This is a genomic window from Burkholderia lata (assembly GCF_902499025.1).
GTDB classification, from domain to species: domain Bacteria; phylum Pseudomonadota; class Gammaproteobacteria; order Burkholderiales; family Burkholderiaceae; genus Burkholderia; species Burkholderia lata_C.
The window spans coordinates 64,316-89,642 of the sequence record NZ_CABVPW010000009.1 but is presented as its reverse complement, the minus strand read 5'-3'; the positions used below and the strand labels follow the sequence as shown (position 1 = coordinate 89,642).

Genomic DNA, 25,327 nt, shown 5'->3' with positions numbered 1-25,327 from the left:
CGGGCCGGGCAGCCGAAGCCGCCCGGCGCATCTTCATTTCTTTCGCGCTGCGCGCACCTGCGCCGGCGCCGCAGCCGATTCCCGCGTGCGCAACTCCGGCAGCACCGCATGCCCGGGCCCCGTTGCGCCGTTTTCCAACGCATCGAGCAAGGCCCGGGCGGCCTGGCGGCCGATTGCATTGGTGTCGACCCACATCGTCGTCAGCGGCGGCTGGATCTCGCGCGCGAGCGCGATGTCGTCGAAGCCGGTGATCGACAATTGCGCGGGCACGTCGATGCCGAGCGCCTGCGCCTCGAGCAACGCGCCCAGCGCGAGCGCGTCGTTGCCGCAGATTACGGCCGTCGGCCGCGTGGCCGCGTCGCTGTCGGCGATCGCCCGCAGGCTCGCCCGCCCGAACGCGATCGTGGCCGCGCCTTCGTGCTGATGGACGGGGCGTACCGCGAGCCCGCGCGCGGCCAGCGTGTCGTGAATGCCGCGCAGGCGGGCCTGCACGCGGTCGTTGTCGGCCGACGGCTGCATGATGATCGCGAAATCGCGATGGCCGAGGTCGAGCAGGTGGGTGGTGAGCCGCGCGAATGCCGCGCGGTTGTCGAAGCCGATGCAGCAGTGCGGGCTGTCGTCGCGGTACGCATAAGTGACGACGTACGGCACACGGTGCATCGCCAGCAGTTCGAACAGTTCCGGCGGATACGCTTCGCCGACGAGCGACACGGCTTCCACGCCGCGCGACAGCATCGCGCGCACCTGGTCCAGCGCCTGCACGGGATCGTAGTTCGAGCAGCCGAGGAACAGCGTGATGCCGTGCTCGGCCATCACCGTCTGCATGCCCGCGACCTGCGACGCGAACACCTGGTCGTCGAGCGTCGGAATGATCGCGCCCGTGATGTGGGTGCGCGTGGACGCGAGCGCACGGCCCGCCGCATTCGGGATCCAGTTCAGCGCGCGCGCCGCGTCGCGCACGCGCTGCTGCACGTCGGCCGACACCTTGCCGGGATCGTTGTACACGCGCGAGACGGTCGCGGTCGACACGCCGGCCAGTTTCGCGACATCGCCGAGCACCGAGCGGCCGCTGCCGCGGCGCGCGCGGGGTGTACCGCCGCGGGACGGAGGCGTGCTCATCGGCCGGCTCCCGGCGTGGCGGCGGTGGCGGCGCTACGCGTTGTCAAATGCGTCAATGTTTACCCTCGATTCATGGTGGCACCGCTTGCATTCCCGTTCGACCCTGTGAGAATGTAAGCGCTATCTTGAAGTGCTTCCGCATTATGTCAGACACATATTCTATCCATTTCGTGAAATTTTCATCGACGACGGCCCTTTCGGCCGTTTTGTCCGTCGCAAATGTAAGCGATTACATTCGGAAATGAGCTACACCTATCCACCGCGCATCGCCGTCGTCGGCAGCGTGAACATCGACCTCGTTACCCGTGCGCCGCGCCTGCCGGTGCCGGGCGAGACGCTGCTCGGCACGGATTTCCAGACCGTTCATGGCGGCAAGGGGGCGAACCAGGCGGTCGCGGCCGCGCGCCTGGGCGCGTCGGTCGCGATGATCGGCTGCGTCGGCGACGACGCGTTCGGTGCGCGCCTGCACGACGCGCTGGCGGCCGAGGGCATCGACGTGGCGCACCTGGGCAGGATCGGCGGCACGGCGACCGGGGTGGCCACGATCACGGTCGACGAGGGCGGCGCGAACAGCATCGTCGTCGTGCCCGGCGCGAATGCGCGTCTCGATGCCGACCGGATCGACGCGGCACGCGACGCGATCGCCGGCGCCGCGATGCTCGTGAGCCAGCTCGAAGTGCCGGTGGCTACCGTCGCGCGCGCGATTGCCTGTGCCTCCGCGCACCACACGCCGGTGCTGCTCAATCCCGCGCCCGCGCAGCCGCTGTTCGACGCACTGCTGGCGCGGGTCGACTACCTCGTCGTCAACGAAACCGAAGCCGAGTCGCTGACCGGCATCGCCGTCGGCGACGACGCCTCCGCCGTGCGTGCCGCCGACGCGCTGTGCGCGAAGGGCGCGGGCAACGTGCTGGTCACGCTCGGCGCGCGCGGCGTGTGCTGGCGCGGCGGTGCGGGCAACGGCCGCCTGCGGGCGATGTCGGTGACGGCCGTCGATACGACCGCGGCCGGCGACACGTTCGTCGGCGGGTTCGCGGCCGCCCGCGCAGGCGGCGCGTCGATGAACGACGCGATCGGCTTCGGCCAGCGCGCGGCCGCGATCAGCGTGACGCGCTACGGCGCGCAGACCTCGATTCCGACGCGCGACGAAGTGGCGCGCGTGGAGCCCTGAATTCCGCATCAGACGGACAGGCCGGAACCGGCCAATACCAGTGACATGGAGACAACCGCAATGAACGAAACCCCGACCGTCCCGCCCGCTCCGCCACGTATCCGGCGCGGGCAACGCATCGCGCTCGCGCTGTTGATGGTGAGCGGCATCGTCAACTATCTCGATCGCGGCACGCTGGCCGTCGCAAGCTCGGCGATCCGCGGCGATCCGCGGCGATCTCGGCCTGTCGCTCGCGCAGATGGGGCTGCTGCTGTCGGCCTTCTCGTGGAGCTATGCGCTGTGCCAGTTTCCGGTCGGCGGGCTGGTCGACCGCATCGGGCCGCGCCGGCTGCTCGGGATCGGCCTGATCGTGTGGTCGTTCGCGCAGGCGGCGGGCGGCATCGTGTCGACGTTCGGCTGGTTCATCGTCGCGCGCATCGTGCTCGGCATCGGCGAGGCGCCGCAATTCCCGTCGGCCGCGCGGGTCGTGAGCAACTGGTTTCCGCTGCGCGCGCGCGGCACGCCGACCGGCATCTTCAACGCCGCGTCGCCGCTCGGCACCGCGCTCGCGCCGCTGCTGCTGTCGATCCTCGTCGCGTCGTTCGACTGGCGCTGGGCGTTCATCGCGACGGGCGCGGCCGGTCTCGTCGTCGCGGTCGTCTGGTTTGCGCTGTACCGCGATCCGGTGCGCGCGCAACTGACTGCCACCGAGCGCAATTATCTCGACGCCGGCGCGCAAAGCGCGGTCGCAGCGCCGAAACTGACGTTCGCCGAATGGCGCGGCCTGTTCTCGCACGGCACGACCTGGGGGATGCTGATCGGCTATTTCGGTTCCGTGTACCTGAACTGGGTGTACCTGACCTGGCTGCCGGGCTACCTGACGATGGAGCGGCACATGAGCCTGATCCGTACCGGCTTTGCCGCGTCGGTGCCGTTCCTGTGCGGGTTCGTCGGTTCGCTGCTGGCCGGCTGGCTGTCGGACCTGGTCACGCGCCGCAGCCGTTCGCCCGTCGTGAGCCGGCGCAATGCGGTGGTGGTCGCGATGCTCGGGATGGTCGCGTTCACGATTCCCGCCGCGCTGGTTCAGAGCAACGCAGTGGCGCTCGCGTGCATTTCGGTCGTGATCTTTCTCGCCAACGCGGCGTCGGCCTGCTCGTGGGCGCTCGCGACGGCGGCCGCGCCGCCGAGCCGCATCGCGTCGCTCGGCGCGATCCAGAATTTCGGCGGTTTCATCGGCGGCGCGCTCGCGCCGATCCTGACGGGCATCATTGCGCAGAAGTGGTCGTTCGTGCCGGCGCTGCTGGCGGCCGCGGCGATCGCGTTCGCCGGCGCAATGGCCTATCTGCTGCTCGTGCGCAAGCCGATTCCCGAGCAGGCCGCGAACGCCGCGTCCGGGCCGTTGCCGGCCTGAGCACGCGGCTCGCGCCACGCATTCATTGAAGGAAGGAGAAACAGATGCAACACCCGCAGCAATCGAACGTGACCATCGAGGGCATCGTCCCGGTGATGCTGACGCCGTTCGACGACGCCGGCGCGATCGACTACGCCGGGCTCGAGCGGCTCATCGAGTGGTATCTGGCGCACGGCGCCGATGCGTTGTTCGCGGTCGCGCAGTCGAGCGAGATGCAGTTCCTGAGTCTGGCCGAACGCGCGGAACTCGCGCGCTTCGTGGTCGAACGGGTGGCCGGGCGCGTGCCGGTCGTCGCGTCCGGGCACATCAGCGACGATCTCGACGCGCAGGTCGAGGAGCTGTGTGCAGCAGCCGAGTCGGGCGCGCAGGGCGTCGTGCTCGTGACCAATCGCCTCGATCCGCAGCGCAAGGGCAGCGCTGCGCTGCTCGACCATCTTCACCGGCTGCTCGCGCGATTGCCGTCGGATCTGCCGCTCGGGCTGTACGAGTGCCCGGCGCCTTACCGGCGGCTGTTGTCGGATGACGAACTGCGCGCGTGCATCGACACGGGCCGGTTCGTGATGCTCAAGGACGTCAGCTGCGACCTGGCGACGGTGAAGCGGCGCGTCGCGCTCGCCGAAGGCTCGCCGCTGAAGATCCTCAACGCGAACGCCGCGATTGCGTGGGATGCGATGAAGGCCGGTTCCGCCGGCTTCAACGGCGTGTTCACCAACTTCCATCCGGACCTGTACCGGTGGTTGCGCACGCAAGGGGAGTCGAATCCGGCGCTGGCCGACGAACTCTCGACGTTCCTGGTCGTCTCGGCGGTGTCGGAGGCGCTGGGGTACCCGGCGCTCGCGAAGCTCTATCACCAGCGGATCGGTACGTTCGCGTCGATCCGCTGCCGCGCGATCGACTACGACGTGCGTGAACGATTCTGGGCGCTCGACGCGGTGCTCGACAAGATCGTGGCCGGCACCGAGCATTTCCGGCGAAGGATCGCTGCGCAATAGTGTGCGCGGTATGCCGTGCGAGTTTTGCGGTGCGCGACGGCAGCGCGTGCTGCACGGGCGGGTGCCTTCGGATGGGTTCGTCCGGAAGCGCATGCTAGCGGCGTAGGGTGGCCGCCAGCGCAGTTCGCTTGTCGCGATGCGCCGCGTGCGTGGCGCGACTGGCGGCGTTTGCCTCGTACCTGCCGTACCTCGGATGAGGTGAGTCCGGCGCCGCGTATGGGTCGGACGTGTCACGCGGCGACTCCATCGGAATTTCAATGCTGTCGACGGCGGCCAAGCCGCCTGTCGCGGCCCGACTCCCGCATTGGCTGGCCGGTCACAGGTTGCCCGTTGCCACGCACGACGGCGTGCCGCAAGCGCGACGCAACGCCGGCCCCGGCTTTATTCCCCCCCATCGCATCATCGGGCCGCTCGCAAGCGCCAAGCGCCAAGCGCCAAGCGCCAAGCGCCAAGCGCCAAGCGCCAAGCGCCAAGCGCCAAGCCCCAAGCCCCAAGCCCCAAGCCCCAAGCCCCAAGCCCCAAGCAGACCGCTCGCTCGTCCGCCCCGTTGCGTCCCCTTGATTCGCCGCCGTCGCTGCCGACCGATCGGCGCATGTTCATACCAGAAGACAAAAGCACACAAATATGATCAGACCGTTCTATCGTTCCCGTAACGATTCGTAATATTATGCCGCGGAGCGTTTTTTACCGACGAACCGTTGAATCCGCATCCGCTTTCCATGCACCACGTAACGACGACAAGCCAGCCACCGATCCTGGCGGCACCGGTTGATGCCATGCTGCACGCCGTGATCGACGAGGTCGTCCACCGCAGCGTGTCGGAAGCGACGACGCGCAGCGGTTACATGCGGTGTGCGGACTACGCGATCGTCGGCGCGCAGGTGCTGACGCTGCTGACAGGTAAGACTTACCGGCCGTACGCGGGCGGCGAGGTGCTGGATTTCGGCGGCGGCAACCTGTACGCGCTGTGTACGACGCGCGAGCGTCGCCGCACCGCGCGGCACCTGTCGCAACTGGCGAGGTATCACTGCTGGATCGAAGCGCGTCACGACGACATCGGCGGCCGCACGCGCAAGGAAATCGTCGATTTCACGCTGCGCCACGACGAGACCGTGGCGAGCAACCTGGGGATGCCGTTCGACCGCGCATACCAGGCGTATTTCTGGGGCTGGGACGACGAACACACGGTGCCGGCCGAACTGCACGATCATCCGGTCTTCGCGAAACAGGGCCCCGTGTGGCGCTGGGCCGAGCGTGAATGCACGTCGCTGCTGCGCGCGTACGAGCGCGAGCGGCCGAGCTATTTCGGGCGTCAGGTGTCGCGTGCGATCGATCTGTTTGCCGATCGCGTGGAAGGGCTCGGCTGACCGCACGCCTGCATCGGGCGAACCGCGGCAAGGCTACCTGCCGCAACGGCGTGAGCCAGGGAAGGGAGCCTGGCGCGCTGGCGCACCGCCGGGCGTGAGTGATGTTGCCAGGCGAGCCGCCGTGCGCGGCGGCGCGAGCCGGTCGATCCATTGACCGGCGGCGGCCGCCACGATCATCGGGCAGCCCCGGCGTTCGTCACTTGTTCGCCAGCGTGCCGGCGCTGTTGGCGCCGCCGAACAGCTGCGTCAGGTACTTCGTGTTCGAGTTCATCTTGGCCATCAGCGAGTTGAGCGCCGTGAACTGCGCCCGGTACTGCTTGGTCAACTGGTCGGCGAAGTCCGTCAGGTCCGACTGCTGCTTGGTGACGCGTTTCAGATCGGCGCTCAGCGCGTTCGTGCGCACGTCGATCATCCCGTCTTTCTTCGTGAACGGTGCGATCTGCTCGGCCAGGTGCGCGCCGATCCCGTTCTTCGAGTTGAACAGGCGCGCGACTCCCGCCTGGTTGGACGACAGCGCACTGTCGAGCTTCGCGCTGTCGATCTTCAGCGTGCCGTCCTTCTCCAGCGTGATGCCGAGCGCCATCAGGTTCGTGTGCCCGTTGCCGTTCTCGTTGGGGACGCCGAGCGCGACACTCGACGCGAGCGAGTTGCGGATCGTGTTCAGCGTCGAATCGCCGATCAACGCACCCTGCGAGTTCGCGCCCGGCGTGAAGTTCGTCAGCGTGCCCATCGTCTTGACGACGGTGTTGTACAGGTTCACGAAATTCGTGATCGTCGTCGCCTGCGCCTTCGTATCGGTGCTGATCGTCAGCGTCTGCGATCCGGTCGCGTTGATCGCATCCGCCGACAGGTTCAGCGTGACGCCGGTCAGCACGCCCGACACCGCGTTGCTCGCGCTGGTCGATGCGATGCCGTTGAGCGTGAATTTCGCGTCCTGCGCGGCAGTGCTCTGCTGCCACGCGGCCGCGCTGTTCGCCGATTCGATCTTCGACGCGCCGCCGGACGTGTCGGCCGTCGACTTGACGCCGAGGCTCGACAGCCCGTTGTCGCCGGACACGTCGCCGACTGCGACGCTGATCGCGTTCGCCGAGCCGGTCTTCGTCGATGAGAGCACGAGGTGCGCGCCGTCGGTGCCCTTGATGACGGTTGCGCTGATCCCCGGGTTGTCGGACGCCGTGTTGATCGCGGCCGCAATGCCCGACAGCGTGTTGTTCGTGCTGCCGACCGGGACCTTGAACGACTGGCTGCCGAGCGACAGCGTCAACGTGCCGGTGCCGAGCGCCTTGCTCCCGTCGAAGCCCGATGACGCGAGCGCCTGCGCGGTTGCGATCTGCGTGACGCCGACCGTGTAGGTGCCGGCGACCGCACCGACGGCTGCGGTTGCGGTCAGGCCCTTGCCGCTCGCGACTGCGTTGAACGTCGACTGGAGGGCGCCGTTCTTCAGCGACGCGAGGCCTGCCTCGAGCGCGCCCAGCGCCGACGACAGCGCACCGAATGCCGAAATCTGCGTCGTGCCGGTGGTTTGCGCCGACGTCAGCGCGGCCGCGCGGCCGGCCGTCTTCGCGTTCACGAGCACCTTGACGAGCGCGTTGACATCCGACGTATTGCCGGTCGAGCCGCTGATGAGCGATTGCACCGCATCTTGCATCACGCTGTTCATATTCGCGTTGCTGTTCACGGGCGTGTTAATTGCCATGGATGGTCTCCGGTTGGAAAGCGATCCCGTGACGAGCGGCTGTCGGGACGCCCTGCGGCGATTCGCCTGCAGGCCGCGTCCGGCGACATGCGTTCCGGGGTTCACGGGAATGTCGGGAAAACGTAAGGACGTGCGCTATCGTATATTTAAATCGGTATTGCTTGGTAATTTTTTGTAATGCATGTTGAGAAAAATGCAGACGGAAGTGGCGCGATGTAGTGCGGACTAAAGGTTTGCGATTTTTTGCCGTTAACACACCGTTTTGATTGTATTTATTCAAGGCTTTTTGCCGGCATTTAAAACTTGCTGATGGCGCGAATGTTTGATCGGGTTATTTCGCTTGCTCAGCTAAACATCGGATCGATCGACGGCATGCGGAAGATGCTTCTCCTGGTGGGCATCGGGATGAAATTCTTGTCCGTTGGGCGTACCCGCCGGGGATGGCATCCACCCGCTTGCCCGCGAAACGTTTTCGTTTGGTAGTCGCCGTTTCCGGGCCATGTGTCTTTTTCTGAAACACGAAGCACCGTCGATTGCAATTTCTGTCGAGTTGCGGGAATGAAATCAGCCTGCGTGAATCGCATATCGAAAATGCTGCGAAATGACAGTGCGTGATGCACGGTTGTGACCGATTCGTGTCAATTGAAGTCGGAAATAACGATTGAATCAGGTAGCCTGAAAAAAGCGGGAGTTTTCGTGTCCTTGAAACAGGGGGCACGGCGCTGGGCGCGACGTTTGCCGGCGCGCCTGGCTATCGCGACGGCACCGAGGTTCGAGGCAGGGCGCTGGGCGCGGAGTCGGCCCAGGCATTCGGATCAGGGGGCGTGTCTGTCAGTGGCGACACCGCTGCCATCCGCGCAGCGGCACGCACGGGCATCGGCGGGACATACACGCCGAAAGGGGGCGCCTGAACGGGGCCGGCGCAACCGCTTCAATTCGAGCGTTGCGCCGATGCCGCCTTGCGGCGCGTCGGCGCGACGGCCGTCGATTCCCTGACCACGAGTTCCGGTGTGCCGCATACGCGCGTGCTTTCGCCGGGCGGTTCTCCGTCGATCATCTCGATCGCCGTGGCAATCGCCTGCGCGGCGATCAGCGGCGTCGGGAACCGGACCGTCGTCAGCGCGGGGCGGAACTGGTGCGCGAGCTGGATATCCGTCATGCCGACGACCGACAGGTCGTCAGGCACGCGCCGGCCCAGGTCGGCCGCCGCCTGCAGCGCGCCGATCGCCATCAGGTCGTTGGTCGCGAACAGCGCGGTGAGATCCGGATGCGCGCGCAGCAGCGCCATGGTGGCGTCGTAGCCGCCCTCGATCGAATCGTGCGTCGACACCGTCGTGACCGCACGTTCGGCATGGCCGAGCGCCACGAGCGCGTCGACGAAGCCGCGCAGCCGCACCGACTGCGGGCCGCCGGAGCCCTTGCCCACGAGCGCGCCGAAGCGCCGGTGCCGCAGCCCGGACAGGTGCGCGGCGGCCAGCGCACCGGCCGCCGCGAAGTCGACCGTCACGCAGGGCAGCGTGTGCGATGCCGGCACGTGCTCCCACATGCACAGCACGATGGCTGCGCCATGGCGCGAGAGGTCGGCCAGCTCGGCTTCGGCGAGATCGGTGTTCATCACGATCGCGCCGGCTGCGAGCGTGCCGGCAATGCGTTCCAGGTAACTGCGGGTGATCGCGGGGTCGTCGTCGGTGTTCGTGACCAGCAGGTAGTAGCCGCGCTTGCGCGCCTCGCGCTCGGCCGCCAGCACGAACTCCGGATAGAACGGGTTCGTGATGTTCGACAGCATCAGCGCGAGCGTCGGCGTGCGGCCTTCGGCCAGCGCGCGGGCCGTGAGGTTCGGCCGGTAGCCGAGCTCACGGATGACCGCCATCACGCGCTCGACTGTGGACGTCTTGACCTTCTGCGGGTTGCGCAGCACGTTCGAGACGGTCGCGGCCGTCACGTTCGCGCGACGCGCGACTTCGGCGAGCGTCACCATCGGCTGCGGCCGGCCGAGGCCGGCAGGGTCGGGGAAAACGGATGCTGATGCATATATTGGGATAGCGTCCCACAAGTTGCGCAGCGATAATCGGTGCGCTAATTTCTCGACACACCCCGAACAGGCAATTCGACGGTTCGACAGCGGCCTGGCGCGCAATGCACGCGCCGGCGTATCGACGCCGATGAACAGGAGACATCATGGTACGGCGAATCCGGCGCGTGGCGCCACAAAAATTTAAGCGTTTAAATTTCGCGCAGCGTGCTGCGTGACGCCGACGGAGACCACCGATGACCGCCATTTCATTGAAGGATGTATCCAAGCGCTACGGCGACCATGCGCCGGTGCTGCGCGACGTGAACCTGGAGATCGCGTCGCACGAATTCTGCGTGTTCCTCGGGCCGTCGGGCTGCGGCAAGTCGACCTTGCTGCGCATGATCGCCGGGCTCGAGGAGGTGAGCGAAGGCGAGCTGCGCATCGGCGGCGAGCGGATGAACGACACGCCGCCGGCCGAGCGTGGCGTCGCGATGGTATTTCAGAGCTACGCGCTGTTTCCGCACATGACGGTGTTCGACAACATCGGCTTCGGCCTGCGGATCGCCGGCGTGCCGAAGGATGAAATCCGCCGGCGCGTGACCGAGGCCGCGCGCGTGCTGCAACTCGAAGCGCTGCTCGATCGCAAGCCGAAGGCGCTGTCGGGCGGCCAGCGGCAGCGCGTCGCGATCGGCCGCGCGATCGTGCGCGAGCCGCGCGTGTTCCTGTTCGACGAACCGCTGTCGAACCTCGATGCGACGCTGCGCGGCCAGACGCGCGTCGAGATTGCACGCCTGCACGCGCGCTTCGGGCAGTCGAGTTCGATCTACGTGACGCACGACCAGGTCGAGGCGATGACGCTCGCCGACAAGATCGTGCTGCTGCACGCGGGCGACGACGTCGCGCGCTTCGGCAGCATCGCGCAGGTGGGCGCACCGCTCGAGCTGTATCACCGGCCGGCGAACCGCTTCGTCGCGGGTTTCATCGGCTCGCCGCGGATGAACTTCCTGCCGGCGACCGTTGCATCGGACGATCCGGATGCCTGCCGGCTGGTGCTCGACGGCACCGGAGAGCGGCTGACGCTGCGGGGCCGTGCGCTGCCGCGCGGCATGGCGGCCGGCACGCCGCTGACCCTCGGCATTCGGCCGGAACACCTGGCGGTCGGGACAGGCGCCGCACTGGACGCGCCATCGATCGTGCGCGAAGTCGCGCTCGTCGAGCAGCTCGGCGAGGCCGCGTATGTCCACCTCGACCAGCCGGGCGGCACGCCGCTGCTCGCGAAGGTGCCCGGGCAGGCCACGCTGCGGCGCGGCGAGCGGCCTGCGCTGCAGGTGCCGGCCGAACACTGCCACCTGTTCGACGAGACCGGCACGGCGTTACCGGCCGTGCACGCGGCGCCGACGTTCGCGTAGCGGCACACCGATTTCCCGCGCATCCCGCGCGCGGCGCATACCACGCAAAAACCAGGAGACAACGATGAGATTTCGCACGAGCAAACTGCTGCTCGCCCTGACGACCGCCGCCGCGCTCGTCGCGTCCGTCGCGGCCGATGCGGGCACGCTGAAGGTGAACGTCGCCGCGCGCGGCAACCAGCGCGCGACGTGGCAGAGCGCGTTCGACCAGTTCCGCAAGGCCAATCCCGACATCGACCTGAAGGTCAGCTACGTCGGCGAAGAGGCGTTCAAGGTGCAGATGTCCGGGTGGCTCGCGACCGATCCGCCTGACGTGGTGAGCTGGAACAACGGCGAGCGGCTCGCGTATTTCGCGAAGCGCGGACTGATCGAGGACCTGACGCCGGACTGGCAGAAGAACGGCTGGAACGACACCTTTGCAGCGGTGAAGCAGTCGTCGACCTACGGGGGCAAGGTCTACAGCCTGCCGCTCGGCTATGACGCATACGGCCTGTTTTACCGCAAGGACCTGTTCGACAAGGCCGGCATTCACGGCGAGCCGGCCGACTGGGCGCAGTTTCTCGACGCGTGCCGCAAGCTGAAGGCGGCCGGCATCGCGCCGATCGCGGTGGCCGCGCGCGATGCGTGGACGCTCGCCGCGTGGTTCGATTATCTCGACCTGCGAATCAACGGCTACGCGTTCCACCAGAAGCTGATGGCGGGCGACGTTGCCTATACCGATCCGCGCGTGCGCGCCGTGTATGCGGCATGGAAGAAGCTGATCGACGACAAGTACTTCATCGACAACGCGTTGTCCTACGACGTCGATTCGCTGAGCCCGCTGATCGTGAACGGCCAGGCCGCGATGACGCTGATGGGCACCTGGTACTCGGCGGGCCTGCTGAGTGCGGCGCGCAACCCGATCGGCTTCTTCCGCTTCCCGGTGATCGACGCATCGGTGCCGCTGGCCGAGGACGGCCCGGTCAACGTGCTGGTGGTGCCGGCGAAGGCGCACAACAAGACGGATGCCCGCCGCCTGCTCGCGTTCATGGGGCAGCCCGCGATCAACGGCGAGTTCTCGAAGGGCATGGGCCAGCTGCCGTCGAACAACAAGGCGCCCGAGCCGCAGGATCCGATCTCGAAGATCGGCTTCCATACGCTCGCGACGACGACGGGCGGCATCGCGCAGTTCTACGACCGCGACATGACGAAGGAAATGGCCGACGAAGGGATGAAGGCGATGCAGCAGTTCCTGTCCGACCCGACGCAGCTCGACGCGGTCCTGCAGCGCCTCGAGCAGACGCGCAAGCGCATCTACAAGAAGTAGCGCGCGTCGAACGGGCCGGCCGCGCCGGCCCTCGAGACCGCTTTCGTTCGCATTGCAGAGGGTTTCCCGATGTCACTCAGCCTGTCCGATAACGTATTGCCGCGAGGGGCGCGCCGCCGGCCGCGCACCGGCGCATCGCTCGCGCGTCGCCGCACCCGCGCGGCGCTGCTGTTCGTGCTGCCCGGCCTCGCGCTGTTCAGCGTGTTCGTGCTGTATCCGATCGTCAGCAGCATCTGGCTCAGCTTTCACGACTGGGACGGGATGACGCCGCCCGTGTTCATCGGTCTCGGCAACTACCGCGAACTCGTGCAATCCGACACGTTCTACGTCGCCCTGAAGAACAACCTCGCATGGCTCGCGCTGTTCCTCGCCGCGCCGCCGCTCGGGCTCGCGCTGGCGCTGTACCTGAACCAGAACGTGCGCGGGATCCGCCTCGTGAAATCGCTGTTCTTCGCGCCGTTCGTCTTGCCGGGCGTGGTCGTCGGGCTCGTGTTCTCGTGGTTCTACGACCCGACCTTCGGCCTGCTGAAGCTGATCGTCGGCCACGGCATCCCGGTGCTCGGCGATCCGCGCTACGCGACCTACGGCGTGATTGCCGCGGCGCTGTGGCCGCAGATTCCGTTCTGCATGATCCTCTACCTCACGGGGCTGACCGGCCTGAACGGCGAGATCGTCGAGGCCGCGCGGATGGAGGGCGCGCGCGGCTTCACGCTGCTGTGGCACATCATCCTGCCGCAGCTGCGGCCCGCGACGTTCATGGCGATCGTGCTGACCGTGATCGGTGCGCTGCGCAGCTTCGACCTGATCTCGGTGATGACGGGCGGCGGCCCGTTCGACAGCTCGACGGTGCTCGCGTATTTCATGTATGACCAGGCGATCAAGTATTACCGCGAAGGGTATTCGGCCGCGATCGCGGTCGTGCTGTTCGCGATCATGCTCGTCTATATCGCGTGGCAACTGCGCAAGCTCGTGCGCACCGAATCCTGATCCCGCACCGGAGCCCGACGCTCATGTATCCCATGCCCGTTTCCCGCTGGAGCCGGCCGTCGCGCTGGCTGTATGGCGTCTCCCTGCCATGCGCGCTCGCGCTGTGGCTCGCGCCGTTGATGGCCGTGCTCGTCACGTCGATCCGCTCGAGCGACGAGCTCGCGGCCGGCCATTACTGGACCTGGCCGCGGCACTTCGCGCTCGTCGCCAACTACGGCACCGCGCTGACGCAGACGCCGATGCTCCACTACTTCGCGAACAGCATCCTGATCACGGTGCCGTCGGTCGTCGCGTCGATCCTGCTCGCGTCGCTCGCCGGGCATGCGCTCGCGAACTACCGGTTCCGCGGCAACGCGGTGCTGCTCGGGCTGTTCGTCGCGGGCAACTTCGTGCCGATCCAGATCCTGATGATCCCGGTGCGGCAGATCATGCTCGGCATCGGGCTGTACAACACGGTATGGGCGCTCGTGCTGTTCCATACCGCGTTCCAGACCGGCTTCTGCACGCTGTTCCTGCGCAACTTCATCCGCGAGCTGCCGTTCGAGCTGATCGAGGCCGCGCGCGTCGAAGGCGCGAGCGAATGGACGATCTACCTGCGTGTCGTGCTGCCGCTCGTGCGGCCCGCGCTCGCGGCGCTCGCGATTCTCGTGTTCACGTTCGTCTGGAACGACTACTTCTGGGCACTGTGCCTGACGCAGGGCGACGATGCCGCGCCGATCACGGTCGGCGTCGCCGCGCTGAAAGGGCAGTGGACGACCGCCTGGAATCTCGTGTCGGCCGGCTCGGTGCTGGCCGCGCTGCCGTCGGTCGCGATGTTCTTCGCGATGCAGAAACACTTCGTCGCCGGCCTGACGTTCGGCGCGACCAAAGGATGACCCGATGACCTTTTCTCCTGCCGGCAAGGACACCGCGATGCGTCTCGGCGTCTGCTATTACCCCGAACACTGGCCGCGCGAACAATGGGCGAGCGACGCGCGTCGCATGGCCGAACTCGGCCTGAGTTGCGTGCGGATCGCGGAATTCGCCTGGAGCCGGATGGAACCGGAGCCGGAACGCTACTGCTGGGCGTGGCTCGACGAGGCGATCGACACGCTCGCGCGGCACGGCCTGCGGATCGTGCTCGGCACGCCGACCGCGTCGCCGCCGAAGTGGCTCGTCGACCGCCATCCCGACATCCTGCCGATCGGCGCGGACGGGCAGGTCTGGCAATTCGGCTCGCGCCGCCACTACGACGTATCGAGCCCGATCTATCGCGAGCACTGCGTGCGGATCGTCGACGCGATGGCGCGCCGCTACGGCACGCATCCGGCCGTGATCGCGTGGCAGACCGACAACGAGCTCGGCTGCCACAACACGCTGCCGAGCCATACGCTGGCCGCGCTCGCGGGCTTCCGGCGCTGGCTGGCCGCGCGCTATGGCGAGATCGCGGCGCTGAACCGCGCGTGGGGCAACGTGTTCTGGAGCATGGAGTACCGCAGCTTCAGCGAGATCGAATTGCCGCGGCACACGCCGACCGACGCCAATCCGGCCCATCGGCTGGATTTCATGCGCTTCCAGTCGGACGAGGTCGCGCGGTTCCATGCGCTGCAGGTCGAGCGGATTCGCGCGCACTCGCCGGGCCGCGACGTGCTGCACAACTTCATGGGTTTCTTCACCGAATTCGATCACTACGCGTTCGCCCGCTCCGGTCTCGACGTGGCCGCGTGGGACAGCTATCCGGTGCCGCGCACCGAGGTGCTGCCGCTCGACGAACGCGACAAGCATCGCTGGGCGCGCACCGGGCATCCGGACGTGTCGGCGTTCTCGCACGACCTGTATCGCGGCATCGGCCGCGGGCGGATGTGGGTGATGGAGCAGCAGGCCGGCCCCGTGAACTGGGGGCCGCACAATCCGGTGCCGCACGCGGGGGCGGTGCGGCTGTGGACCTGGGAGGCGTTCGCGCACGGGGCGGAACTCGTGTCGTATTTCCGCTGGCGGCAATATCCGCATGCGCAGGAGCAACTGCACTCGGGGCTGAATACGCCGGACGACCGGTTGTCCGCCGGCGGGCGCGAAGTCGCACGGGTGGCCGCCGAGCTCGCGACGCTCGATCCTGCGCTGACGAACGCGCGCCCGGTGCCCGCGCGCGTGGCGCTGCTGTTCGACTACGAAGCCGACTGGATGATCCGGATCCAGCCGCACGGCGCGGACTTCGACTATCAGCAGCATGTGTTCGACTGGTATCGCGCGCTGCGCGAGCTCGGGCTCGACGTCGACCTCGTCGCGGCGAACGCGGACCTGGACGGCTACGCGCTGGTCGTTGCGCCGACGTTGCCGGTCGTGCCGGACGGCCTGGTCGAGCAGGCGGCGCGCGGCGGTGCGCACTGGCTGTTCGGCCCGCGCAGCGGCTCCCGGACCGCCGAGTTCGCGATCGTGCCGGGGCTCGCGCCCGGCCGGTTGAGGGACGTGTTGCCGGCCCGGATCGAACAGGTCGAATCGCTGCGGCCGTCGCTGGCGCCGCGCGTGCGGGTCGACGGTGTGGAGGGGCATGCGGTCAGGTGGCGCGACCACGTCGAGGACACCGGCGAGGTCGACGTGCTCGCCTCGTTCGACGACGGCGTGCCGGCACTCGTCGCGCACGGCCGCGTGACCTATGCGCCGGCCTGTTTCGATCCGGCCGTGCTGCGGGCGGTGATCGCCCGCAGCGCACGCGAGGCCGGGTTGCCGGTGCAGGCGTTGCCGGACGGCGTGCGACTGCGCCGGCGCGGCCGCCTGACGTTCGCGCTCAATTACGGCGAAACGCCGGTTCCGGCACCCGCGCCGGCGGATGCGACCTTCGTACTGGGCGGGCCCGTGATCGGCGCGGTCGACGTCGCGGCGTGGATCGCGCCGGACTGACGTCATGCGATCCCGGTTTGCCGGCCTGGTCCGGATTCCGCATTTCGTCGCGCTGTCGGCCGCCGCGTTGATGCTGGGCGTCGCGATGTCGTTTACCGCGCCGTTCCTGTCGCTGTTCGGCGTCGAGGCGGCCGGGATGTCGCCCTGGATGGCCGGGGTGTTCATGACCTTGATCGCGGCGAGCGGCGTGGTCGCGAGCACGTGGGCGGGCCGCTGGTCGGATCGCCATGCGCGGCATCGTCCGCTGCTCGTCGCGTCGCTCGCCGCCGCCGCACTCGGCTTCGCGCTGCTGTGCCGGCTGCGCGCCCCGGTGCCCGTCATCGTCACCGGCACGCTGCTGCTCGGGGCGGGCGCGGTGTCGCTGTCGCACATCTTCTCGTTCGCGCGCGCGGTGCTGCCGGCCGCGAACGACGCCGAGCGCGAACTCGCGGCGGCGGCACTGCGCACGATGCTGTCCGTCGCGTGGGTGTTCGGGCCGGCGCTCGGCGCGCTGATCCTCGCGCAAGCGGGCTTCTCCGGTCTGTTCGTGGCCGCCGCGCTCGGCTTCGCGGCGTGCATGGCGATCGTGATGCGGATTCCCGAGCCGGCCGCGCGGCCCGTCACTGCGGTATCGGCGTCGTTCGCCGCCGGTGCGCCGGCGGCGGCTTCTTCGCAACCCACCGCGCCGCGTGCGGTCGTCATGCGCACGCTGGCCGCGCTGACGCTGATCGGCCTCGCGGCGAACGCGACGATGATCGTGCTGCCGCTGTACGTCGTGCGCGGGCTGGGCGGCTCGCCGGCGGACGTGTCGGCCGCGCTCGGCGTGGCCGCACTGCTGGAGATTCCGATGATGCTGTGGCTCGGGATCCGCTCGACCCGGCTCGACAAGGCCCGCTGGCTGACCGGCTGCGCGGCCGTGCACGCGATCTATTTCGCGGGGCTCGCGGCGGTGCCGCACGTCGGCGCGGTCCTGCCGCTTCAGTTGTTGAGCGCGTGTGTCGTCGCGATTACGTCGTGCCTCGGCATGACGCGCGTGTGCGACATGATGCCGGCGCGGCCGGGCACCGCGACCGCGATGTTCTTCAGCACCGCACGCGTCGGGTCGATCGTGTCGGGGATCCTGTCCGGCGCGCTGCTCGACCTGTTCGGCTACCGCGCGACGTTCCTGTGCTGCGGTGCGCTGGCGCTCGTGGCATGGGGACTGCTGCGTGCGGCGCGCGACCCGGGCACCGGCGTTGCGGGCGATGCACGGCATTCGCGCGGACGCTGCGATACGACGGGCTGACGCACAACGACACGCCTCGGGCCGGCCGCCGCGCACGAATGTCACGTGGCGGCCGGCATGCCGTCAGCGTCGCCGGAACGCATCCAGCGACGGGAGCGCGTTGCCGTGGAAATCGAACAGCGTGTTGTTGTCCCACTGATCGCCCGCGCCGATCTTCCAGCCCGCACCCGGTGTCGGAATCCATTCCGGCTCCCACCAGAACACGCCCTTGCCGCGTCCGCCCGGGATGCCCTTCACGATGTCGGTCACCGCCGCGAGGAACTGCGCCTGCCCGGCGGGCGACGGCGGGAACGTCGTCGAGCCCGTGTTCGTCATCGTGTTCGGTTCGCTGTCGCCGTCGCTGGTGGTCCACGGATAGGCCGTCTCGACGACGATCAGTTCCTTGCCGTAGCGCACGGCGAGATCGTTCGCGTTGTTGCGCAGGTCGTCGAGCGAGCCTTGCCATTGCGGGTAGTACGACAGGCCGATCACGTCGAAGGCGACCCCGCGCTGCGTCGCGCTGTCGAACCACCAGCGGCTCTTCGCATTGTCGCCACCGCTGTCGATGTGCAGCATCACCTTGATCCGGGGATCGAATGCCTTGACGGCGTCGTGCCCGGTCTTCAGCAGTTGCGCGAGGTTGTCCCACTGGTCGTACTTGCCGAGCGGCCACAGCATGCCACCCGTGATTTCGTTGCCGATCTGCACCCATTCGGGACGCACGCCGACCCGCGCGAGCTGCGTCAGGACGTCGGTCGTGTACGCGGCCAGCAGCGCGCAGGTGTCGGCCAGGTTCTTGCCCGCCCACGCGTGCGGCGGATACTGCTTGCCCGGATCGGCCCACCAGTCGCTGTAGTGGAAGTCGACCAGCACGCGCAACCCGAGGGCCGCTGCCCGCCGCGCGAGCGCGCACACATGCGCGGCATCGTTGTAGCCGCCCGGCTCGCTCTGGTTGGCCGGGTAGAAGGCCGGATTGCCGGGATCGTTCCAGACCTTGATCCGGATCGAATCGACACCGTGCGCGCGCAGGATCGCGAGGCAGTCGCCGGCCTGGTTGCGGTCGAAGAAGCGTGCGCCGTGCGCCTCCAGCTGCGGCAGCGTCGACACGTCTGCGCCCATGGCGAACGAGCCGGGTGCCGACCCGCGCATCGCGGCAAGCGCCGGCACCGCGCCGGCGAAATCCAGGCCGGCAAGCGCCGCGGCCGAGAGGCTCCAGCGCAACATCGATCGTCTGTCCATCGTCATCCTCCTGAACATGGATGCCGAACCCGTCGGCTCCAGTAAAATTTAAGCGTTTAAATTTTCGATGCTTTTTTTGACGCCGGTCAGGCGTCGAAACGAGCGTAGCAAAAGCGCCCGTCGATGCCCAAGGACAATGTGTCGTGCTTAGTATTTGGCAGGAGAGGGGGGAAGGGCGGCGGGCGCGGCCGGTCGTGGACGCGCATCGCGACTGCGGATGGGCTTCGCGCACAAGGCCGGCAGCCGTGTCGTCTTGATCGACGTCGGTGGTCATGTCCCGGAAAACTGTCGCACCGAACGGAAATGGCATCGACGTATGTCAGGCCGGCCCGCGGTGGCCCGTGGTTCGCACCGAGCCGCCGGGGTTGCCGGCTGGTGGCAAGCGCGAGTGCCCGGACTTCTTCTTCAACAAGGCCACCACGGCATCGACCATCGGGTGGTAGCGGTTCGAGTTCCAGACCAGTGCGGCCGTGACCACCATCACCTTTTCCTTCAACGGTCTCACGACGACGTTCGCGGGCACCAGCTTGCGCATCGACGACGGCACAAGCGCAACACCCTGGCCGCAACCGACATAGGCGACTTGCGACGTGATCGAACGCACCTCGTGCATGACGCGCGGTGTCAGTCCGTGGGAGCGGCAAACGGACATCAGCAGATCGAAGTAATCCGGCGCGACCTGTCGCGAGGAGATGACCATCTGCTCGCCCGCCAGGGATCGCAATCGCACGCTCGGCAACGAGGCGAGCGTGTGATCCCTGGGAAGCGCGACGGCCAGGCGATCTTCGGCAAGCGGCATCGTCAGGATCCCGTTTCCGGCTTCTCGGTCGACGCGCACGAACGCGAGGTCCAGTTCTCCCGCTTCGAGTGCGGGAATCGCGTCGACGCTGTCGATTTCATTGACGAAGACCGTCAGATCCGGATGGGCCCGCTTCAGCTCGTCCAGCAGCGGCGGGACGGTGTCGAGCATCGCGGACGTAATGGCGCCGACGTGCAGCACGCCGGACTGACCCGCGGCGACCTCTCGCACGACGCGCTCCAGCCGTTCGACCTGGTGCGTGAATTGTCGTACCGCAGGCAGGATGGCGGCGCCGGCGGGGCTGAGTTGCGTGCCCTGTCGCGAGCGATAGAAGAGCTGAAGCCCCAGCGATTGCTCGAGAACCTTGATCTGTTCGGTCAACGGGGGCTGAGACATGTTCAGGCGCTTCGCTGCGCGCCCGAAGTGCTGTTCTTCCGCAACCGCGAGAAACATCCACAACTGCCGGATCAGCCTGAAATCGATCGTATTGCTCATGCGGGTTTGCCTCCGTCCGGAATGCTCCGCGAAATGCGAGATGCGTCGAGGGCGCTCATTTTCCGCTTGTCTGGCGCCATCGCCCGTTTTTTTGCTGATCCGAAAATGGTATCAGGCAGATACGAAATAGGAAATTTACATATCAACGTGGCGACGCGACGATGGCGGCACTTGCCTACGGAGCCCAACGTGATGAACCCGACCTCCATCCTCGAGCGCCTCGCCGCGCTCGACACCAACACCGTTGCCGATGCGCTCGATTTTCTCGATCTGCCGGGCGCGACCTGTGGACTGCGTCCACTGTGGGATTGCCCGAAGATCGTCGGCCGCGCGAGCACGATTCAGCTCGGTCCGAAAGCGGATGCGAAACCCACCGTGCACCTGATTTCGCCCGTCATCGACGCGGTGACCACGGACGACCGCGTGCTGGTGATCGCCGGCGGCGCCGACGGCATCTCTTGCTGGGGCGACATCCTGGCCAACGCCGCCACGGCAAGACGGATCCGCGGATCGGTCATCGACGGCCTGAGCCGCGATATCGACGGCAGCGAGTCGATCGGCTACCCGGTCTACGGCCGCGGCGTGACGATGATCAGCGCACGCAATCGCGTGATCCAGGTCGACTCGGGCATCCCGGTCCGGATGGCAGGCGTCACCGTGCACGACGGCGACTACGTCATTGCCGATCGCTGCGGCACGGCGTTCGTGCCGGCCGCGCGTATCGAGGCGGTGCTGGATCTCGGCGAGCGCATCGCGCGTCGGCAGGATGGCATGGTGGCCGCCGTGCGCGCCGGCCGCTCCGTTGCCGAGGTCATGCACGACACGGAATTCGAGGCCATCGCGGCCCGCTGACCCGACATCATTTTTGGAGTTGTCTCGTATGACGCATCCGAACAGGGCAAGCGCGGCAGACCGGGAACTGGTCGCGTTGTTCGCCGGGCTGGACACCCCCGGTGTCTCCGACGCCATGGACAAGCTGGGCCTGCACGGGCAGTCGCTGGGCATCATGCCGCTGGCGAACTACACGAAGGTCGTCGTGGGGCCGGCATTCACGGTCAAGTACGTGCCGGCCGGCCATCCGCCCGGCACGGTCGGCGACTTCATCGATGACGTCGCGGAAGGCGACGTGGTCGTGATCGACAACGACGGTCGCACCGATTGCACGGTCTGGGGCGACATCATGACCCAGTATGCGGGGCTGCGCGGGATCGCGGGCACCGTGATCGACGGCGTCTGCCGGGACGTGAACCAGGCGCTCGGCGACCACTATCCGCTGTTCACGGCGGGTCGTTTCATGCGAACCGGCAAGGACCGCGTGCAGGTCGAATCGGTGAACGCCACCGTGGGGATCGGGACCGTCCGCGTTGCTTCGCGCGACATCGTGGTGGCGGATGCGAACGGTGTCGTCGTCGTGCCGCGCGGCCGTGCACGGGAAGTCGCCGGGATCGCCCGCAAGATCGAGGAGGTCGAATCGCGTATCCGCGAGCAGATCGCGGAAGGCAAGTCGCTGGGTGACGCGCGCGCCGCACTCGGTTATCACACGCTTCAAACCAGGGGCTGAGCGATGACCCACGTGCCTTTCTACGACCCGCATCTGCTGGCGCAAGCCTGCAAGCTGGGTACATCGACGCTGTACGAAGCATCGGGTCTCGCTACCAGTTCGGTCGATCCCGCGATTCACACGGTATGGCCGGGTGCGTCGATTGCCGGCCCGGCGTATCCGCTCGAATGTTCGCCCGGCGACAACCTGTCCATCCACATTGCGATGGAGCAGGTGCCGCGCGGCAGCGTGCTCGTCGTATCGACCGGCGGCTTCGTGTCGGGCTACTGGGGCGAAGTGCTGACCGTCGCAGCCGAAGCCGCCGGTGTCGTCGGCCTGGTCATCGACGGCGGCGTGCGTGACATCGCGGCCCTGACCGCCCGGCGCTTTCCGGTGTTCACCCGCGGCATCTGCATGCGCGGCACGATCAAGGCGAGCGCGCCGTCGGTCGGCCAGCCGATCAGCTTCGCCGGCACGCCGGTGGCGGTGGGGGATCTCGTCGTTGCGGACGACGACGGTGTCCTCGTGATCCCGGCGGCGCACGTCGGCGAGACGCTGGCACAGGGGCAGGCCCGTGCCGACAAGGAGGCGAAGATGATGGACGCGTTGCGTGAAGGCAGTAGCACGCTGGAGTTGATGGGGCTCACGCGCTGGAGGGCAGCGCAATGACCGCACCGGCAGAAGGTCTGAATCGTTTCCTGGTCGCAGCCCGCCCGTCGGCAACCTATCAGGTGATGGATCGCGTGGCCGCACGACGCGCCAGCGGTGCGGCGGTGATCTCGCTGAGCGCCGGGGAGCCCGATTTCGATACGCCGGAGCACGTTCGCGAAGCCGGCATCGCGGCGATCCGGGCGGGCCACACGCGTTACACGCAAGTCGCGGGTTTGCGTGCGCTGCGTGAGGCGATCGCCGCGAAGTTCCGGCGCGAGAACGGCCTGGACGTCGACTGGCGCGACACGCTCGTGTGCAGCGGCGGCAAGCAGGTGATCTTCAATGCACTGGCGGCCACGCTCAACGAGGGTGACGAGGTCGTCGTGCCGGCGCCGTATTGGGTCAGCTACCCCGAAATCGTGCAGCTCTGCGGCGCGCAGTCCGTGATCGTCCGGTGCGGGGCAGAAAGCGGCTTCAAGCTGACGGCGGACGCGTTGCAAACGGCGATCACGCCGCGCACGCGCTGGCTGATTCTGAATTCGCCGTCGAACCCGACCGGCGCGGCCTACAGCCGTGCGGAACTACGGGCACTGGCCGAGGTGTTGCTCGTGCATCCGCAGGTGCTGGTGCTGTCCGACGACATCTACGAGCATTTGATTTTCGATGGCATCGAATTCTTCACGCTCGCCCAGGTCGAGCCGCGGTTGCGCGACCGCGTGCTGACGATGAACGGCGTATCCAAAGCGTATGCGATGACGGGCTGGCGCATCGGCTTCGGTACGGGGCCCGGCTGGTTGATCGACGCGATGGAGAAGTTGCAGGGGCAGCAGACGTCGGGGGCATCGACGATTTCGCAGCATGCGGCACTGGCCGCATTGACGGGGCCGCAGGATTTCATCCGGCACGCGCGTGGTGTATTCCAGTGCCGGCGTGACCGGGTCGTCGATCGGCTCGGCCAGGCGCGCGGCCTGCATTGCGCGGTACCGCAAGGCGCGTTCTACGTGTTCGCTTCGTGTGAAGGCCTGATCGGCAAGACGACGCGTGGCGGCGTCCATCTGGACGGCGACGAGGCGGTGGTCAACGCGTTGCTCGACGAGGCCGGTGTTGCGACCGTGCATGGCAGTGCGTTCGGCCTTGGGCCCTACATTCGCATCGCGTATGCGCTGGACGACGCGTCCCTGGCGTGCGCTTGCACGGCTATTCAGGACTTCTGTTCGACGCTGGTGGATTGAACGTCGCCGCAGTACGCGGCCTCGGTTGCCTTCGATGAATCGAGGTCGCGTTGCGGGGACATGCGTGCAAGGTGATTGAGATGACGCGTGAATTTATCCGGTCGCAGTTCCGGTTCAACGTCGACGGCACGGCGCTGGACGTCGCGGCCATTCATCGCGATGGCGACAACGCGCCGATCGTGTTTCTGCACGGCTTCGGTTCGACGAAAGAGGACTATGCCGATATCGTGCGCCACGCCGCATTCGACGGGCATCCGTTCGTCGCTTATGACGCGCCCGGCTGCGGCGAAACCCGTTGTGCCGACCTGTCGCAGGTCAGTATCCCGTTTCTGGTGAAAACTGCGCGGGCCGTGCTCGCCCATATCGGGTTCGATCGGTTCCATCTGGTCGGGCATTCAATGGGCGGGTTGACCGCATTGATGCTTGCCCACCAGCAGCCTGAGCGTGTGCTGAGCTTCGTCGATATCGAAGGAAACATCGCCCCGGAAGACTGCTTTCTCAGCCGGCAGATCGTCGACCATGCGCGGGACGACGCTCACCGGTTCTTCGAGGACTTCATCGAACGGACGCTGCATGCCCCCGCCTATGCGAGTGCGCTTTATTCGGCGAGCCTGCGTCACAAGGTTCGCGCCGAAGCCGTCGGCGGGATTTTCCGGTCGATGGTCGACCTGTCGGACAACGGCGACTTGATGACGAAGTTCCTCGGTCTGCCGTTTCCGAGGATGTTCATGTTTGGCGAACAGAATGCATCGCTTTCCTACCTGAAGCACATCCAGGAGCAGGGCGTCGAACTGGCTGAGATCCCGGATTGCGGCCATTTCCCGATGTATTCGAATCCGGTGTCGATGTGGGACGCAATTGCCGCGTTTCATCGGCGATCAAGCTGACCTTTCGGCTGAAGGAAAAGACGCCGGATGGCAATGGACGAGCGGGCGTGCGCGCCGTGCAGGACGGATGCAGGCGATTTTCGTTTCGCGATACCCCACTGGGCGCGTTCTACCGGCGTTGTCGTCTTCAATTGTCCACTATTTTGAGACAGCAAATCATATTTTGACGGATTGATGATTTATGAGGAGACAGTAGACTGCATCCGTGCTTCGCCAGAACCGATTCGGAGTGCACCCAAAACGGTGCGACCGGACGGATTCTTCGGCGGCGGGCCAGCCGGCTTGCTGTCCGATTGCGCGAGGAGTAGTTCGTTGCCGACCTGGCGCGCCGATTCGGCGCGTATCGGCACCGGATGCATCAAACCGTCAATTCAAGGGTGATTGCCATGCGTTACGTTTCACTGGAGTCGAAGAAGGACGAGCTGCTGCTGGCGGCTCGCGTGCTGATGATGATCCTGTTCGTGCTGTTCGGCTGGCAGAAGCTGAACGGCTTCTCGGGCACGGTCGCGTACATGGCGTCGACGGGGAACCCGGCGCCCGAGCTGGCAGCCGCGATCGCGGTCGGGGTCGAGCTGGCCGGTGGCCTGCTGATCGCGATCGGCTTCTATACGCGTCCGCTCGCACTGGTGTTCGCCGCCTATACGCTCGCGACCGCGCTGATCGGCCATCGCTACTGGGCGCTGCAGGGGATGGAGCAATACATGGCGATGATCAACTTCTACAAGAACGTGAGCATCATCGGCGGGCTGCTGTTGCTCGCGCTGACCGGGCCGGGGCGGTATTCGCTCGACCGGAAGTAACGCGGCACGAAGTTTCCTGCAGGTGTGACGGCCCGGTGCGCGCAAGTGCACCGGGCTTTGCCTTTTGGCGATGATCGCGGTGCGGCGGCTCCGCGGATCGCACGTGCACAAGGGCG

At 67.1% G+C, this 25,327-nt stretch carries 21 protein-coding genes and 1 pseudogene; 16 read left to right on the top strand and 6 right to left on the bottom strand.

Going from position 1 to position 25,327, the window contains the following annotated elements; genetic code table 11:
- Window positions 1-33: 33 nt before the first annotated feature.
- A complete protein-coding gene (locus BDI24065_RS11235) occupies window positions 34-1,119 on the bottom strand; it encodes a LacI family DNA-binding transcriptional regulator (RefSeq protein WP_175031299.1) in 1,086 nt (361 codons plus the stop codon).
- A gap of 241 nt (window positions 1,120-1,360) precedes the next feature.
- On the opposite strand from BDI24065_RS11235, the gene rbsK reads away from it, so the two are divergent.
- From rbsK to BDI24065_RS11215, 4 genes and pseudogenes are all read left to right on the top strand, one after another.
- A complete protein-coding gene (gene rbsK / locus BDI24065_RS11230; protein ID WP_175031298.1) occupies window positions 1,361-2,287 on the top strand; it encodes a ribokinase in 927 nt (308 codons plus the stop codon).
- A 60-nt stretch (window positions 2,288-2,347) separates the two neighbouring features.
- Window positions 2,348-3,677: pseudogene (locus tag BDI24065_RS11225) on the top strand (MFS transporter).
- 44 nt (window positions 3,678-3,721) lie between these two features.
- Window positions 3,722-4,669 (top strand): dihydrodipicolinate synthase family protein, encoded by a 948-nt coding sequence (locus BDI24065_RS11220; RefSeq protein ID WP_175031297.1) that lies wholly within the window; start codon window positions 3,722-3,724, stop codon window positions 4,667-4,669.
- A 719-nt stretch (window positions 4,670-5,388) separates the two neighbouring features.
- Window positions 5,389-6,036 carry a hypothetical protein gene (locus BDI24065_RS11215; protein WP_175031296.1) on the top strand — a complete coding sequence of 216 codons (648 nt, stop codon included), beginning with the start codon at window positions 5,389-5,391 and terminating at the stop codon, window positions 6,034-6,036.
- Window positions 6,037-6,232: 196 nt separating this feature from the next.
- On the opposite strand, the gene fliD is transcribed toward BDI24065_RS11215, so the two are convergent.
- Together fliD and BDI24065_RS11205 are read right to left on the bottom strand one after the other, a co-directional pair.
- A complete protein-coding gene (fliD, locus tag BDI24065_RS11210) occupies window positions 6,233-7,732 on the bottom strand; it encodes a flagellar filament capping protein FliD (protein WP_175031295.1) in 1,500 nt (499 codons plus the stop codon).
- A gap of 931 nt (window positions 7,733-8,663) precedes the next feature.
- Window positions 8,664-9,710, bottom strand: coding sequence for a LacI family DNA-binding transcriptional regulator (locus tag BDI24065_RS11205; protein WP_175031294.1), 1,047 nt, complete (start codon window positions 9,708-9,710; stop codon window positions 8,664-8,666).
- Window positions 9,711-10,000: 290 nt separating this feature from the next.
- Here BDI24065_RS11205 and BDI24065_RS11200 point away from each other — a divergent pair, with 290 nt between their 5' ends.
- From BDI24065_RS11200 to BDI24065_RS11175, 6 genes are all read left to right on the top strand, one after another.
- Window positions 10,001-11,155 carry an ABC transporter ATP-binding protein gene (locus BDI24065_RS11200; RefSeq protein WP_175031293.1) on the top strand — a complete coding sequence of 385 codons (1,155 nt, stop codon included), beginning with the start codon at window positions 10,001-10,003 and terminating at the stop codon, window positions 11,153-11,155.
- 64 nt (window positions 11,156-11,219) lie between these two features.
- Window positions 11,220-12,461 (top strand): ABC transporter substrate-binding protein, encoded by a 1,242-nt coding sequence (locus tag BDI24065_RS11195; RefSeq protein WP_175031292.1) that lies wholly within the window; start codon window positions 11,220-11,222, stop codon window positions 12,459-12,461.
- A gap of 69 nt (window positions 12,462-12,530) precedes the next feature.
- Window positions 12,531-13,448, top strand: a complete 918-nt coding sequence (locus BDI24065_RS11190; RefSeq protein ID WP_124488352.1) for a carbohydrate ABC transporter permease — start codon at window positions 12,531-12,533, stop codon at window positions 13,446-13,448.
- Between the two features lie 23 nt (window positions 13,449-13,471).
- Window positions 13,472-14,323 carry a carbohydrate ABC transporter permease gene (locus tag BDI24065_RS11185; RefSeq protein WP_175031291.1) on the top strand — a complete coding sequence of 284 codons (852 nt, stop codon included), beginning with the start codon at window positions 13,472-13,474 and terminating at the stop codon, window positions 14,321-14,323.
- A 37-nt stretch (window positions 14,324-14,360) separates the two neighbouring features.
- The gene (locus BDI24065_RS11180; RefSeq protein WP_175031417.1) at window positions 14,361-16,325 is read left to right on the top strand and encodes a beta-galactosidase; all 1,965 of its coding nucleotides are present in this window, start codon (window positions 14,361-14,363) and stop codon (window positions 16,323-16,325) included.
- 4 nt (window positions 16,326-16,329) lie between these two features.
- Complete coding sequence (locus tag BDI24065_RS11175; RefSeq protein ID WP_175031290.1) at window positions 16,330-17,589, top strand: sugar efflux transporter; 1,260 nt, start codon at window positions 16,330-16,332, stop codon at window positions 17,587-17,589.
- A 63-nt stretch (window positions 17,590-17,652) separates the two neighbouring features.
- Here BDI24065_RS11175 and BDI24065_RS11170 read toward each other — a convergent pair whose 3' ends face one another.
- Both BDI24065_RS11170 and BDI24065_RS11165 read right to left on the bottom strand, forming a co-directional pair.
- Window positions 17,653-18,807, bottom strand: coding sequence for a glycoside hydrolase family 53 protein (locus BDI24065_RS11170; protein ID WP_175031289.1), 1,155 nt, complete (start codon window positions 18,805-18,807; stop codon window positions 17,653-17,655).
- 319 nt (window positions 18,808-19,126) lie between these two features.
- Complete coding sequence (locus tag BDI24065_RS11165) at window positions 19,127-20,101, bottom strand: LysR substrate-binding domain-containing protein (RefSeq protein ID WP_175031288.1); 975 nt, start codon at window positions 20,099-20,101, stop codon at window positions 19,127-19,129.
- A 192-nt stretch (window positions 20,102-20,293) separates the two neighbouring features.
- On the opposite strand from BDI24065_RS11165, the gene BDI24065_RS11160 reads away from it, so the two are divergent.
- The 4 genes from BDI24065_RS11160 to BDI24065_RS11145 are packed head-to-tail and all read left to right on the top strand — an operon-like array spanning window position 20,294 to window position 23,524.
- The gene (locus BDI24065_RS11160; RefSeq protein WP_175031416.1) at window positions 20,294-20,953 is read left to right on the top strand and encodes an RraA family protein; all 660 of its coding nucleotides are present in this window, start codon (window positions 20,294-20,296) and stop codon (window positions 20,951-20,953) included.
- Between the two features lie 28 nt (window positions 20,954-20,981).
- On the top strand, window positions 20,982-21,662 hold the full coding sequence (locus BDI24065_RS11155; RefSeq protein WP_175031287.1) for an RraA family protein: 681 nt from the start codon (window positions 20,982-20,984) through the stop codon (window positions 21,660-21,662).
- Between the two features lie 3 nt (window positions 21,663-21,665).
- Window positions 21,666-22,310 (top strand): RraA family protein, encoded by a 645-nt coding sequence (locus BDI24065_RS11150; RefSeq protein ID WP_175031286.1) that lies wholly within the window; start codon window positions 21,666-21,668, stop codon window positions 22,308-22,310.
- A complete protein-coding gene (locus tag BDI24065_RS11145) occupies window positions 22,307-23,524 on the top strand; it encodes a pyridoxal phosphate-dependent aminotransferase (RefSeq protein WP_175031285.1) in 1,218 nt (405 codons plus the stop codon). The genes BDI24065_RS11150 and BDI24065_RS11145 overlap by 4 nt, the downstream gene beginning before the upstream one ends.
- Here the strand turns inward: BDI24065_RS11145 and BDI24065_RS11140 are convergent.
- Window positions 23,494-23,715 (bottom strand): hypothetical protein, encoded by a 222-nt coding sequence (locus BDI24065_RS11140; protein ID WP_175031235.1) that lies wholly within the window; start codon window positions 23,713-23,715, stop codon window positions 23,494-23,496. The two genes, BDI24065_RS11145 and BDI24065_RS11140, sit on opposite strands and share 31 nt — an antisense overlap.
- Between BDI24065_RS11140 and BDI24065_RS11135 the strand changes: the two genes are divergently transcribed.
- Complete coding sequence (locus BDI24065_RS11135; RefSeq protein ID WP_254609729.1) at window positions 23,704-24,411, top strand: alpha/beta fold hydrolase; 708 nt, start codon at window positions 23,704-23,706, stop codon at window positions 24,409-24,411. The two genes, BDI24065_RS11140 and BDI24065_RS11135, sit on opposite strands and share 12 nt — an antisense overlap.
- A 386-nt stretch (window positions 24,412-24,797) precedes the next feature.
- Window positions 24,798-25,211, top strand: coding sequence for a DoxX family protein (locus tag BDI24065_RS11130; protein WP_174949705.1), 414 nt, complete (start codon window positions 24,798-24,800; stop codon window positions 25,209-25,211).
- Window positions 25,212-25,327: the final 116 nt, after the last annotated feature.